Origin of the sequence: Chitinophaga sp. CC14 (assembly GCF_048957795.1) — a bacterium.
Classification (GTDB): domain Bacteria; phylum Bacteroidota; class Bacteroidia; order Chitinophagales; family Chitinophagaceae; genus Chitinophaga; species Chitinophaga ginsengisegetis.
In genome coordinates, this window is the sequence record NZ_JARBFY010000005.1 from 2,616,005 (window position 1) to 2,631,069 (window position 15,065).

General features: G+C 45.2%; 9 protein-coding genes. 4 read left to right on the forward strand and 5 right to left on the reverse strand.

The features are described 5' to 3' along the window. Positions 1-10: 10 nt before the first annotated feature. Positions 11-3,193, reverse strand: a complete 3,183-nt coding sequence (locus tag PV783_RS30190) for a SusC/RagA family TonB-linked outer membrane protein (RefSeq protein WP_420990633.1) — start codon at positions 3,191-3,193, stop codon at positions 11-13. 446 nt (positions 3,194-3,639) lie between these two features. Here PV783_RS30190 and PV783_RS30195 point away from each other — a divergent pair, with 446 nt between their 5' ends. After that, on the forward strand, positions 3,640-4,668 hold the full coding sequence (locus tag PV783_RS30195; protein ID WP_420990634.1) for an aldo/keto reductase: 1,029 nt from the start codon (positions 3,640-3,642) through the stop codon (positions 4,666-4,668). Between the two features lie 126 nt (positions 4,669-4,794). On the opposite strand, the gene PV783_RS30200 is transcribed toward PV783_RS30195, so the two are convergent. After that, positions 4,795-5,865 (reverse strand): PDDEXK nuclease domain-containing protein, encoded by a 1,071-nt coding sequence (locus PV783_RS30200; RefSeq protein ID WP_420990635.1) that lies wholly within the window; start codon positions 5,863-5,865, stop codon positions 4,795-4,797. Positions 5,866-6,371: 506 nt separating this feature from the next. Here PV783_RS30200 and PV783_RS30205 point away from each other — a divergent pair. The 3 genes from PV783_RS30205 to PV783_RS30215 all read left to right on the forward strand — a co-directional run bounded on the left by PV783_RS30205 (position 6,372) and on the right by PV783_RS30215 (position 12,608). Further along, positions 6,372-8,915 carry a TonB-dependent receptor gene (locus PV783_RS30205; protein WP_420990636.1) on the forward strand — a complete coding sequence of 848 codons (2,544 nt, stop codon included), beginning with the start codon at positions 6,372-6,374 and terminating at the stop codon, positions 8,913-8,915. Between the two features lie 164 nt (positions 8,916-9,079). Beyond that, a complete protein-coding gene (locus tag PV783_RS30210) occupies positions 9,080-10,096 on the forward strand; it encodes a helix-turn-helix domain-containing protein (protein WP_420990637.1) in 1,017 nt (338 codons plus the stop codon). A 127-nt stretch (positions 10,097-10,223) separates the two neighbouring features. Next, the gene (locus tag PV783_RS30215; RefSeq protein ID WP_420990638.1) at positions 10,224-12,608 is read left to right on the forward strand and encodes an outer membrane beta-barrel protein; all 2,385 of its coding nucleotides are present in this window, start codon (positions 10,224-10,226) and stop codon (positions 12,606-12,608) included. Positions 12,609-12,614: 6 nt separating this feature from the next. Here the strand turns inward: PV783_RS30215 and PV783_RS30220 are convergent, their stop codons facing one another. The 3 genes from PV783_RS30220 to PV783_RS30230 all read right to left on the reverse strand — a co-directional run bounded on the left by PV783_RS30220 (position 12,615) and on the right by PV783_RS30230 (position 14,951). Further along, positions 12,615-13,739 (reverse strand): tetratricopeptide repeat protein, encoded by a 1,125-nt coding sequence (locus PV783_RS30220; RefSeq protein WP_420990639.1) that lies wholly within the window; start codon positions 13,737-13,739, stop codon positions 12,615-12,617. A gap of 17 nt (positions 13,740-13,756) precedes the next feature. Beyond that, positions 13,757-14,668 (reverse strand): DKNYY domain-containing protein, encoded by a 912-nt coding sequence (locus PV783_RS30225; protein ID WP_420990640.1) that lies wholly within the window; start codon positions 14,666-14,668, stop codon positions 13,757-13,759. 148 nt (positions 14,669-14,816) lie between these two features. After that, complete coding sequence (locus tag PV783_RS30230; protein WP_420990641.1) at positions 14,817-14,951, reverse strand: T6SS immunity protein Tdi1 domain-containing protein; 135 nt, start codon at positions 14,949-14,951, stop codon at positions 14,817-14,819. Positions 14,952-15,065: the final 114 nt, after the last annotated feature.

Sequence of the window (15,065 nt, forward strand, 5' to 3'; positions counted from 1 at the left end):
ACCAGCAATTTTAGAAATTAACGCTTAGGGCAAAAGTGTAGATGCGGGTGAGCGGGTATCGTCCGAAATCAAGTCCTATAGCCTGATTTCCGGAGCTGGCATCCCTTCCTACATAACCACCTACTTCAGGATCGTATCCGGTGTAGCCCGTGAGTGTGGCCAGGTTTTGCGCACCAAAAGTAAACCTGGCACCCCTGACTATTTTTTGTTTTGCCAGCAGGGAAGCAGGCAAACTATAAGAGAGGGAAACATTTTTCAGCCGCAGGAAAGAACCATCTTCCACGTACCGGTCGGTGATCCGGCCGTAGTTACCATTTGGGCCATTGGATATCCTTGGGATATTTGTTCCCGGATTGGATAAGGTAACATTGCCGTCTTTATCCGTTACCGGTTTGGCGTAGTCCATCGCCTCCACCATCATGTTGCGGCTAAGATTGACCTGGTTGGGATTGGAGTTCACCCGCGCCAGGTAATTATATACATCATTGCCGTAGGTACCGGTAATTAAAATGCTCAGGTCAAATCCTTTGTAAGAGAACGTATTGGTAAAACCACCGAATACTTTCGGATAAGGATTACCTATATAAGTTTGATCATTTACATCAATAATACCGTCGGGCTTTCCCTGCGGACCGCTCACGTCTTTGAACTTTACATCTCCCACCCAAATATTATCCACATTGGTAGGAAGACGCTGCCCGGTGTTATCTACGGGCACGGCGCTTTTATTGATTTCATCTACCGACTGGAAAATACCTTCCTGGATATAGCCCAGGAACAGCCAGGGCGCCTGGCCTACCACAGATTGCTGGGTCCAGTTGTCCAGCCACCACGAAGTGCGGTTCAGCACTCCTGCTTCCGTATTGAACTTTTTGATCTTTGTTTTGAATCCAGAGAGGTTGAGACTGGATTCCCATTTAAAATCTTTTGTGCGGATATTGGTAGTGTTGATAGTTACGGCCCAGCCCTTATTTTCCAGGGAGCCGATGTTTACCGTAGGTGCTCCCACAGCACCAATTCCGTTGGTACCCATGTACCAGGGCAATGGAATATCCATCAGGAGGTTGTCGGTATTTTTTATGTAGTAATCAGCCTCGATGCTGATCTTATTATTCAGGAAGCCCAGGTTAATACCAATATTATTGGTTTGGGTAGACTCCCACTGTAACCCCGGATTAGCATACCGGGATGTTAAAAATCCCGTACCGGTTGGTGTGGCAGCGGCCTGCATAGGCGCATAAATACCGGCGCTCCAGCCAGAGTTACCGGTGATACCGGTTTCAAATCTCAGTTTAAGATCGCTGATAAAAGGTACCTGGAAGAAGCGTTCCCGGGAAACACGCCATGCTGCCGAAAGCGCAGAGAAGGTGCCCCAGATATTTTCATCTCCGAAATTTGCTGAACCATCTCTCCTCACGGATCCCGACAGGATATACCGGTCGTCGTAATTATAATTTATTCTTCCGAGATAAGATTCCATTGCCCAGTCGCCCTGACCACCGGAGTTGGTAGCATCAGCTGCATCACCGGCATTCAGATCCAGGATATCATTGGTAAGAAACCCTTTCCTGCCGCCGGTTAAATTTTTCCAGTTGGATTCCTGTGCCTCGTGGCTCACCATGAGATTGACATTGTGCTTTCCGAATTGTTTGGAGTATTCAATCAGCTGGTTCCAGTTCCAGTAGGTACTTACATTGCTTCCGTTGGTAAGACTAGCCCGGTCGTTTACCGCCCAGCCAATAGAATAGGTGGGCAGATAATTTTCCGTGTTGGCAAAGCCAAAATTGGTATTGAACGTAGTTCTGATGTAGAGATCTTTGATTGGATTTATACTGGCGCCGATGCCACCGATCAGCTGCCGTCTTACTGCCCTGTTGATATTCAGATTGGCAATGGCAATAGGATTTACCGGGGTGTAAATATTGGCGCCATTAGTAACATCGCCGCCGCCCCAGGAACCATCCATATTTTTCACCGGGATTTGTGGTGTGAGCATCAACGCGGTGGAAATGATATTCTCCTGGCTGGTAGTGAGATTTTCCTTTGTTTGGTTGAAGCTGAGATTAGCGTTCAGTGCGATCCAGTTGCGGGGTTTATTGTCGAGGTTTAACCGGAACCCATACCTGTTAAAGCCGGAGCCCAGGGCAACACCATCCTGTTTCATGTATTCGCCGGAAAGGTAGTAGGTTGTTTTTTCGGTACCTCCGCTCAAACTCAGCTGGTGCTTGCTCATCGGGGCGTTTCTGAAAAGTTCCTTTTGCCAGTCGGTACCCTTGCCCAGCAGGGAGGGATCTTTAAACTCTTCCTGGGTATTGCCACCTGCCAGTGCGTGGTATTCATTTACCATCTGTGCATACTGGCGCAGGTCCATTACGGCTACATGTGGTGGCGGCGTTTGTATATTATATTGGAATGCATAATCCATTTTAGTATCGCCGGCTTTACCTCTTTTGGTGGTAACAATCAGCACCCCATTGGTGGCCCTGGAGCCATACAACGCGGTGGCAGAAGGCCCCTGCAATACTTCAATATTTTCAATATCTGCAGGGTTAAGGCCGGCCAGTGGATTGGACGAACTGGTTGACCCAAAGGAAATGGCAGCGCCGGGCATCTGCACACCATCTATTACGTACAACGGTTCATTGGTACCATTAATAGAGTTCACGCCACGGATATTAACGGAGATGCCACCGCCGGGCTGGCCGGAATTTTGTGTAACATATACACCTGCAGAACGTCCTTGTATGGCCTGTTCCAACGTGGTATTCACGGTACGGTCCATTTCTTTGGAGGTAACCGTAGTTTGCGCGCTGGTGAGATTAGCCCTTTTGGCCTTACCATAGGCCACTACCACCAGTTCATCGAGCTTACTGGTAGCAGAAGTAAGGGATATGCGGATAACATCTTCCTCTCCTACACGGACTTCCCGGGTTTGATAACTGAGGTAGGTAACGACCAGCACATCTCCTTTCGCGGCGGTAATGGTGAATTCTCCATTAAGATTGCTGAGCGCCATTGTTTTGGTTCCTTTTACAAGCACGGTTGCACCGGGCAAGGGCTGCGATTCACCTGTAATCACTCCCTTTACAGCACGGGATTGACTGTATGCAGTCAGGGAGCAGCTGATCATTAACAATGAATAGCAGAGGAAAAAACAGCATACGGGTTTTAACCTTGTTAGAGTTTTTTTCATTGATGAATGATTTGGAGGTGAAGTAATAAGTGTTTCATAACGTTTGTTTTAAACATACTGACGGTATCTGGTTGATATAAAAAGTGGAATTCGTAAGATGGAATCGTTCGTTTTATGGCATTCATACAATGCATCATAAAAGTGGTATAGGCCAATTTTACAAATCATAACGTCTGGAATTCATGATGAAGCTATTGTTCTTTCATAAGAATCCATATCAGCTTTGATAACGATTATAACACAAATGTTAACCGGCGATAACAAACTTTAAATCAATTATTTACGTAAAAAATATTTAAAAAAATGGTAGTTTACAGGGTCAGAAAAATACTACTATTGATAAATAAGTATTAACAATAGTAGTATCTGAGAATAAAATTTCCGGCGATATTTGTGATTCTTTTTGATGGCTTAACCATATTTTGAACCCAACAATTTAGTTTCTTATGAAATACACCACCCTGGGAAATACCGGATTGATTGTTTCCAGATTATCCTTTGGCGCCATGACCTTTGGCAGTGATCCATCTATGCCTACTATATATAAGGTATCTGAGGAGGAAGCCCGTAAAATGATTGACACCTCGCTGGCGGCAGGCATTAACTTTTTTGATACCGCCGATGGATATGCCGGCGGTCAGTCGGAAGTAATGCTTGGCCGGTTGCTGGCCAACCGCCGGCATGAAGTAGTGATTGCCACGAAGGTGGGGTTCCGCAATGGTGCGCCAATAACGCAGTCGGGGCTTTCCCGCAGGCATATCCTTTATTCCTGCGATCAGAGCCTCAAGCGCCTGGGCACCGACTACATCGATTTGTACATTGTTCACCGGGAAGACCCGGTAACGCCACTGGAAGAAACCCTTGCCACACTGGACGGGCTGGTTAAAAGCGGTAAAGTGCGGTACATCGGTTTCTCCAACTGGTCGGTATGGAAATCGGCGCTTGCCTGGCAGATGCAGCGCGATAATGGCTGGACTACTTTCTGCAATGGCCAGATGAACTACACCCTTGTTGGCCGTGACGTAGAATACGATGTGGTGCCGTTTATGCAACAGGCCGGAATAGGTATGACGGTTTGGGGTCCATTGGCGGGTGGATTCCTGAGCGGCAAATACACCCGTGAAAATCTGAAAGAAGAAGGGAACCGTCTTTCCGGTTTTGATATTATTCCGTTCGACAAAGAAAAGGGCTTTGTACTGGTAGACCGGATGAAAGAAATAGCTGCCGCACATAACGCCACGGTGGCACAAATATCACTGGCCTGGTTGCTGACCAAACCAGTGGTATCCAGCGTAATAATTGGCGCATCCAAAGTGCCGCAGCTGGAAGACAACCTGAAAGCAGCCGCCATTGAGCTTTCCAGTGCGGAAGTGGAATTGCTGGACAGCCTCACGGCTCCGGGGCCGCTATATCCACATTGGTTTAATCACAACCTGGCAGATCCTCAGCATGTGGCAGCGGGGTTGATTAAGTAATTAAAATAACCCGGTCTTCCGGGGCCGGGTTATTTTAATTACCTTATAAACTGCAGTTTCCGGATAGTGTATCCGAATTAGTTATCTCCCAGTATAACTTACTACGACTTTGTTTGAAAGAGTTTTTTATTCGACAATTCTTTTCAGTTCAGCCTTGGTGGGTAGATATAGTTTATATTCTTTGGCAAAAATGGTCCTATTGTTTTCCGGTAAGGTGATTTCTATTACTGCATCACTCTTGTCTTTACAAATGATGATACCTACAGTCGCCTTCTCGGATTTAGTTCTTATATATCGATCGTAGTAATTGACATACATCTGCATCTGACCTATATCCTGATGTTTTAGTTTTCCTATTTTCAGATCTACTAATACAAAGCATTGTAACAGGCGATTGTACAAAACCAGGTCTACAAAAAAATCTTCTCCATCTAATGAAAACCGAACCTGCCGCCCCTGGAAAAGAAAACCTTTTCCCATCTCCAGTAAAAAATGTTCAATTTTATTTATGATGGCTTTTTCCAGATCCGATTCTGTATAACTGTTCTTCTCTTCCAGTCCTAAAAATTCCAATATGTAAGGATTTTTCAGTACATCCTCAGGTTTTTCAACAAGCTGCCCTTTCCTGGCGAATTCCTTTACACTCTTTTTGTCTTTGCTCAATGTCAGCCGTTCAAAAAGCCCGCTATTGATTTGCCGTTGCAACTCGCGGACACTCCAGTTACCTTGTGTGACTTCGATTTCGTAGAAAGAACGCTCAGCTGTATCTTTTATTCTGCAAAGCGCTACATAATGGGACCAGGACAAGGGGAATACTTCTGCGAAAGAAGCCTGAAACGCCGTTTCTGATTTCAGCGAAGATTTCGCAGACGGTGTCTGCGGAATTGGTAACTTCTTTTGCCGGTTTCTATAGATCAGGAAGAAAGTTCTTATTTGCTCCAGATTCCTTTGAGAGAAGCCATTACCGAATTTTTTGCAAAGCTCTTTACTAAGCTGCTTGATTGTTTCCTGACCATATACTGCTTTAGTATTTCCGCCCTGTTCATGTTCAACGATCAGCCTACCTAGATGAAAGTAGGTGAATACCATCAGACTATTGGTGTTCCTCACCGCCTGATGTCTGGCAGCTTCCAACAGATCAACAGCTTGTTTGATCAATATATTACTTGTTATCGCAGTTGTTCTCACTTTGGTCATATGCTGTGTATTAGTTTTTAAACCCAGTACATATACACATTGGCGAAAGAAAAGGTACACTGCAGTTTCTACCGGCGTATTCTAATTTGTAACCTTGCGGATACCACTATATTTTTTGAGGGCAATGTTGTGCGTGTCATAGCCCAATAAAACTCCCCTGAACACCCCCTCTAAATAAAATCCCCTCGCACATTATTTTCTCAACCAATCAATCTTTTTTATCAAGCTAACATTTATTTTAAGCCAAATATCTTATTAATAAACTATATATCATCTATATACAAATACTAAATATTAATTACTCTACTAATTCTATAGGATATGTAATTATATTTTGTATTTTTAATCCGGGAATAACGCCCCTCAACCAATTTCATTCTGTACGTACATGGCATAAGACCTATAGGCTTTTTACCGGGCTATTTCTATGAGCTGATAACAGTGCATCCCTATTTCTTCTGCTGTCAAAAGCTCGCGCATATTAGAAAACAATTAATTCAACCACAATGATAAAACTACTACCATTATTCCTGCCTATCTTATTAGCAGCTAACATAGCAGCCGCACAAACCACCCTACAGGGCATGATAAAAAACGGAGAGGGCACACCTTTACCGGGAGCCACCATATTAGTAAAAGGCACCAACGTGCATGCACTCGCGGATTCTGTTGGCCGCTTCTCTCTTGAAACACAAAAAGATCCCCCGTTCACCCTATTGGTTAGCTTCATTGGTCATAAACCAAAAGAACTACATGTTCCCAAACAACCATCCGGCTCCCTGCAGGTAGCGCTTGCGAAAAATGATTTGCTGTCGGAAGTGGTGATCACAGCCAGACGACGGAAGGAAACACTGCAAAATGTTCCCATCCCCATATCAGTGATCAGTGGCGCCCTGGCGGAAGATGCCGGCGCATTCAATGTAAACCGCTTAAAAGAACTGGTTCCCTCCGTACAACTTTATTCCTCTAACCCGCGTAACACGGGGCTGAGCATCCGCGGACTTGGCACTACCTTCGGTCTTACCAACGATGGCATTGATCCGGGTGTAGGATTTTATGTAGATGGCGTGTATTATGCCCGCACTGCCGCTACTACCATCGACTTCCTCGATGTAGAACAAATTGAAGTATTGCGCGGCCCACAAGGAACACTGTTTGGAAAAAATACCACCGCCGGCGCATTTAACGTAACCACACGTAAACCGAGCTTCACGCCGGGCGCCAGCTTTGAGCTAAGTTATGGCAACTACGGATACATCCAGGCGAAGAGTTCTCTCACCGGGCCTTTAGGAAAAAAAGTAGCCGCACGCTTGTCGTTTTCAGGTACGCAACGCGACGGATTGCTTTACAATGTTGCCAAAAACAAACCAACGAACGACCTTAATAACCTCGGCGCCCGCGCACAAATATTATTCAAGCCTTCAGAGAAAGTAGACATCATCCTGGCGGCAGATGCCACCCGGCAGCGCCCCGACGGATATGCACAGGTATATGCAGGCACCGCTCCTACCCTGCGTGCAGGCTACCGGCAATTCAACAGCATCATCACAGACCTTAATTATAAACTGCCAACGCTTAACCCATTCGACCGGGTAATTGACCACGATACCCCGTGGCAATCCTACCAGGACTTCGGCGGCGTGTCGCTCAATGTTGATATCCAGCTGGGACCTGGAAAACTGACGTCCACTACCGCTTACCGGTACTGGAACTGGGATCCTTCCAACGACCGGGACTTTACAGGACTACAGGCTTTGGCGCTATCACAGGCGCCATCGAAACATAAACAATGGTCGCAGGAAGTACGTTGGGCAGGATCGCTGCATCCCCGCCTCAGCGCAGTGTTTGGCGTGTTTGCCTTTGGCCAGCAGCTGGATCCGGATGGCGCCCATACCGAAGAATCCGGCCGCGATCAGTGGCGCTTCTCTCAAAGCACTACCAGCGACCTGTGGAAAACTCCTGGACTTTTTGACGGCTATGGTATCAAATCATATCCCCGGCTTAAAACTTTTAGCGGCGCTTTCTTTGGTCAGCTCGACTGGAAAATTTCCAATCGTCTGAACCTGTTGCCCGGTCTGCGTTTCAACTATGATGATAAAAAAGTGGACTTCCGCCGCGATACCTATGGCGGTTTACAAACAGAAGACCCGCAACTGATTGCGCTTAAAAATCTGGTTTACACCTCGCAGGCATTTAAAACAGATATCGACGATACCAACTTATCCGGTCAGTTAACACTGGCATTTAAAGTGAACAGCCGGATCAATACTTTTGCCACCTTCTCTACGGGCTTCAAACCTATTGGCCTTAACCTCGGCGGATTGCCCACTGCTTCCGGCAAAACAATGCTGGAACTGGCCGTGATCAAACCGGAAGAAGTACGTCATTATGAAGTGGGTATCAAAACCTCGCCCAGCCCCAATTCAACTGTAAACCTCACGGTTTATAATACCGATATTTCCGACTACCAGACCCAGGTACAGGCAGCAGACCTTTCTGTAAACCGTGGCTACCTCGCCAATGCAGAAAAAGTTCGTGTACGTGGCGCTGAGCTGGATGCCAATATAAAAATCAAAGACTTCCTCTCTTTCTATGGAGCGTTGGCTTACACTGATGGTAAATACGTGACATTCAAAAACGCACCACCGCCACTTGAAGAAACCGGTGGCCCTACGTTCAAGGATATTTCCGGTGGCGAATTACCTGGTATCTCCAAATGGGCCTCATCTTTAGGCGGAGAAGTAACCGCTGCCGGAAAGCTGCTGGGCCACGATGGCAACTTCTTCCTGGCGCTGGATAGTTACTACCGTTCTTCCTTCTCTTCTAATCCTACTCCTTCCAAATACCTGGTAGTGGATTCATATGTACTGCTCAATGGCAGGGTGGGATTCCGGGCGCCAAACGGCTTGTCGCTCTTTGTTTGGGGCCGCAACCTGCTCGACAAAGATTATTTTGAACAACTGTTACCCGGAGCCGGGAATGCAGGCCACTATGCCGGTGTACTGGGTGATCCGCGCACCTATGGCGTAACAATACGGTATTCTTTATAAATAATTTTATCGGCATGCTGTTGCAAAGTTTACCGCTTTGCAGCAGCATGTTAATAGATGCCGGCCAATAGTACTGATGACTTTTACTAAAATTTCACCTATATTTCATTAGTAAAACTCATCCTGCTTCATCCATGAATATTGGCCAGCAAATATTATTTTTTGTGAGCGCTTTAGGTGCGTTTAACGGTATTGTTCTTAGTGTTTATTTATTATTAGGGAAGAAGAAAAGATCTGTTCCCACTATCTTCCTGATTACGCTGCTGCTGGCCCTCAGCATCCGGGTGGCCAAATCTGTTTTCCTCTACTTCAATCCTTCCATACCCAGGATATACCTGCAGATAGGCTTGTCTGCCTGCTTTCTCATAGGCCCGGCCCTCTATTATTTTTTCAGATCGGTGCAGGAGAATGTCACTAAGATACCTGCCTCCTGGAAGTGGGTATGGGGAATATTGCTGGGGATTATTATACTAACAGGTAGTCTTCTTCCTTATCCCGCTTATCCGGCTATCTGGAATAATGTGATCGTTTATATCATTTACCTGGAGTGGATGATTTACCTTATTGCTACCGGGTTTGTATTGAAAACGGTGTTGAAAACTTTTCTTGTGAACCGTTCTGCGTTAAATAGTACAGAAAAATTCCGCCTGTTGCTGTACACCGGCAACTGTCTTGTTTTCCTGGCCTACCTGTTGTCGTTAGCGAATATTATTTGCGGGATATATATTATTGGTCCGGTACTCTTTTCGTTCCTGCTATACCTCAGCATTTTTTATAATTTACAGGGAGCACGGTATGAAAACGGACTGCCAGTAAAATCTGAAAAGAAAAAAATAGCAGCACCCGATGCGCAGGTGTGGATAGAAAAACTGGAAACAGCCATCCGCGAAAAAGAACTTTATAAAGATCCCAACCTTAAACTCAACGACCTGGCGAAGATTATTAACATCTCTGTACACCAGTTATCCCAGTTACTGAATGATAACCTCGGAAAAGGGTTTTCTACTTATATTAATGAATACCGGATCAATGAAGCCTGCCGGCTGATCACAACTAACGACCACCTTACGTTTGAAGCCATCGGATATGAGGTTGGCTATAACTCGAAATCTACTTTTTATGCCGCTTTCCGGAAAATAAAAGACACCACTCCTGCCCTGTACAAAGAAAATATCTCCTGATCAAAATCCTGATACCCAACCAGTTAAAATTCCGTACAGTACGGTTTTATAAATCCGTACGCCTGAATTCAGCAAATGAAACTCCTGCTGGCTAAACGAATTCTAGGTTTGCGGAAAACCATTATTGATGATAAAGTTTTCAGGGATACTCTGCGTCCTGTTAATCCTGTATTCCTCTATTCACGGCCAGATGATCATCAGCGGAAAGGCAACAGATGAAAAAACCGGGCAAGGCATAGGGTTCGCTTCCGTTAGTATTTTATCTGCAAAAGACTCCGGGCTGGTTAAAGGACAGGTCACCGATTCGGCAGGTGTCTTTATGTTTCAGAATATCCCGACGGGGAAATATATCCTGCTGTTATCTTCTTACGGTTATAAAAAAATTTATAAAGATGTGATACCGGCAGAAGATATTATTAGCCTGGGAAATATCCCCATGTCCGGGGATCTCACGTTGTTGAGCGAAGTAGTAGTGGCCGGACAAAAGCCTGCCTTCCAGCGTATAGGCGATAAACTCGCGGTGTCTGTTTCCGGGAACCCGCTTTTCCATACCGCCGCCAATACTTTTGATATCCTGAAAAAAGTGCCCGGGCTGGAAGTGAACAGCGATGGCACTATCCAGATGTCCGGCAGGATAACCCCGGTTATATTCATCAACGGCAAGCCTGTCCAGATGAGCCCGGAAGAGCTGCAACAATACCTGGAAAGTCTTTCACCCGGTATGATTGCATCCATTGAGGTGATCAATAATCCCTCGTCCCGGTACGATGGTGAATACAAAGGGATTATCGACATAAAACTGAAACAGGACCTTACACTCGGCTGGAAAGGCAATGCCAATATAGTACTGCAACAAAATGCCTACACCCTGGCCGATAATAATTTCTCACTGACCTATAAAACGAGGAAGCTGGTATACAGTGCCCGCCTGGGTTATGTGACCGGTGAAAGAATTTACCGGTATAAAGGACTGCAGCATCTGGCCAATACCAATATAATGGCCACTAATACCCAAACAATTACCCGGAACAACAACCTTAGTTATCAACTGGGCATAGATTATTATCTCTCAAAAGATCACCAGGTAAATATTGTGGGAAGAGCTTACCGGCAAAACCGGCAAATCGATGCCTTTAATACCCTTCACACCACCGACTTCACAGCGCAACACCTGGTTTCCCATACAAATACTTTTACCTATTCCACTCCGCTACAGGATAACTATGCCGCCAGCCTGAACTACAGCGGCCAGTTCAGGAAAACCACACTGGAAGTTCTCAGCACATTCCTTATGATCCGCAACCAGCAAAAGGAAGACATTCAAACCAAAAACACGATCACAGATCATCTGCTCGATTACTGGAAAACCAACCTGTATAACAACATCCTGATACGATCGGTACAGGCAGACCTTTCGGGGAATGCAGGCAAGGGCAAATGGGCCGCCGGTAGCAAGTTTGCGTTTACCACTACAAAAAACAACCTATACTATGATACGCTCCATACCTCCGGCATATTTGCACCAGATGCCAGTCGCTCCAACAACTTTAAATACGATGAATATATTTCAGCAGCGTATGCCTCCTATGAAAATACCTACCGTCAGTTGAGTTATGCGGTAAGCCTGCGTGCGGAACATACGCACAGCACCGCCAATGCCATCACTGAACATACAGTTACCACGAGAGACTACCTCACATGGCTGCCGGGATTGAGCGTCACCATTCCCATGAAGGCTTCGCAGCAGCTTCATATTTCCTACAGCCGGCGCATGACAAGACCTAACTTTGCACAGTTAAATCCATTCCGGTTTTATAACAGTCCGCTTAATTATTTTGTAGGCAACCCGTACCTGCAGCCCTCCACTACACAAATGTTAAACATCGCCTATACCAGGAAAGCGCTGCAGGTATCCCTGCAGGTTGGAAGAGAGTCGGACCCGATGGCCCGCTACCCGGAATACGACAGTGTTACCAATGTGCTGCAATACCTGGGCAAAAACCTTCCCTACAACGACTTTGCCGGCATTGAAGTAAGTTTTCCGCTAACGGTTAACAAGTGGTGGCGGATGAGTCATAATATCAGGGGCGGGTATAAAAAAGAACAAACACCCTATCATGGCGTCACCTATGCGATACCTATATTCGACTACAATCTAACCGGCAGCCAGGTATTTACTTTGCCCCAGCAGATCACCGTCGATATCTCGTATTACTACCGTTCGCTGAGTGGTACGGGGTTGTATGTATCCAGGTCTTTAGCCAGCGTGGATGCAGGCATCCGGAAAAGCTGGTTGAAGGGGAAATTCAACACCGGGATCAATTTTTATGATATGTTTGATACCTATCGCGTAAGATATATTTTCCGGGAGAAAAAAATTATTGATAATGCTTTCACACACTGGGTTGGCGCCCGGAGAGCCGCTTTAACGCTGAGCTACAGCTTTGGAAAATCTACCCACAGCAGCAAGCAGCGCGCAAAAAATGAAGAAGAAAACAGGGCCGGGATATAAAAATGTCTATTTACTTTCCGCAGCTGTTTTGTATCTCTTCTCCAGGATATTAATAACCGTATTTTTCAGATCATCATACTTTACGTCATCATTAAACCCGATACCATAATTAAAATGTGTTCCACCCTTCGACCCACAAAGAATATACTTTGGACCGCCCATTTCCACGGAAATGGGCGAATATTCCGTTTGTATAGTGAAATCCACATTTCCTATGGAATCAAGAACATAAAATATCTGTTTGTTATAAATCCTTTTGGAGCCTTCTTCATATCGTTCAAAAGCCTGTATGGATTTGTCTTTCCACTTAAACTGGTCAAAGCAGAACATATCTTCCATGTTTTCTTTTAGCCGTCCTTGTTTGTGCGCATCATATAAACCGGCCCTGTACACCTTTGCCTTTTCATAGGTTTTATTATGATAATACACCTGGATCAGCTTTGCATAGGCGTGATAATCTGATGAATCGGACTGGATCACCGCGAGAAAAGCTGTTTCTGCTTTATCATAGTTGCCGCTTAAAGATTCAATCTGGCCGATGTTAAACCACGACTTGGTATATCCTTCACTGCCGCGGGGAAGCTTTGTTGTATTGTAATGAAGCGCCTCCAGCGCTTTTGCTTCCTGGCGCAGACTAAAGTATACCTGGGGAACCATCAGGAACGGGCGCTCACCGGGACTGTTCTTTTCTCTTGCCGTTTTATAATTTTCAAGCGCCGATTCATAAAGGTGAAGATTATAATAAGCATCACCCAGGCCGCTGTAATACTCCGCAGTATCAGGTTTCAGGGCAATAGCAGCCTTAAAGCATTTAATTGCCTGGTCAAACTGCTGCATGTAGTTCAGCGTAGATCCTTTTATAAAATGCGGCCTGTGATCATTGGCATCCTTAGCAATAGAAAGATCCATAAACTTCAGGCAGCTATCATCTTCCTGCTTCATAAAATACGCATAACCCACATAGTACAATGCTGCCGCAGACAGCCGTTCCGGCGCCGGGGCGTACTGCCCGATAACTGCATCAAATTGCTTACTGTCTGTTAACTTCTGCAGTACAGCAGTAGTACTATCCTGGGCAAAAGTGGTTGCTCCCAGGAAGGTTAGCAGTATGGTTACGATGATCCTGTTCATAAATATGTTATAAGCTGTTAATTAGTTTCTGCACACATATCCAGGTAACGCCGGTGATCCGCCGGCTCAATATCAGCCGTGCTGAATATTTTCTTCGCTACTTCAAACGCATAAAAGGAGGAGGATATTTTTTCTCCTTTAAAATAGTAATCCTTCTTATCCTTGGCAAATGCTTTATATACGGGATGTACTTTAAAAGAAGGATGGTCTGCCACCAGTGGATCGAGGTTGTATTGATAGTAGTAAACCTTTTTCCCGTCGGTGATATACTTTGAGCCTGCGTATACCTTCATACTCCCGGGCTTTACTTTATAGATCGGAAAGATCTGATAGTAGAGAATCTGGCCGTTCAGGAAATATCCTCCACCGATCAACGTAATATTCTTTTCCTCCAGGTCGGTAGGAACGATATTGGTTCTGTCGTACATATCTCTCATTACAACAGATAAATTTTTCCCATCTCTCACCAGGTAGCTTCCGCTCATGGAATCCAATACGGTTACTATTCCAAACGTCTTCCGGTCCATTACGGTTACATGATCAACATAGTCGCCTACAGGGCCGAAATCGGGCATAAAGTAAATGTTCTTTTCATCGGCTCCTATCACTGATTTTAGTTTTGGGAAAAGATTGAATTCGGGATACAGGCTATCGCGGCTGCCGAGGCAGAAAAAAGAAGCAGGATTGGCTTCCTGTACGATGCTTTTGTAAAAATAAACCTGGAATTTATCTTTTGAAAAAGCCCCGCCCAGGTACCTGAAGGAAGCAATATCTTTAGGCTTTAGTGTTTGGCTCCGGCTTCCGCGGAGCCCGAATGCGCTCGTACTGTGAAAGGTTACTTCAGTATCTCCCACATCTACTGTGAGATTGGATTGTGCAAAGAGACAAACAGGCACACAACAAAAGAGAAAAGCAAGCCAACGGAACATAGATTAATATTTATTGGGGAAATTTTAAGCAATAAATATACTGGATTCTTCCGGTGCCCGTTATGAAGCGAGATAATAAAATTACAGGATAAATTTATGATAGATAGGAAGAAAGGGACTATTTTTTACAAAGTAGCCCCTTTTGTACTTATTTCATTTTGCAAACCAGCTGCGCAATTAAAGCAATGTGTACGCTAATCTTTACTTTCTCGATATTTTCTATCTTTTCTTTTCCCCCTAACCCTAATAGTGGAGCGTAACCATAACATTCGTCGTATTCCAAACTACTCTTTATTGCACAGTTGAAGGTGAAGGGCGGCTTTCAGGAGCCGCCCCCCGATCGGCCAGCCATCCGGGCTTGGAATGTTTATAATCAAAGCACTAACCTGATGTCAAC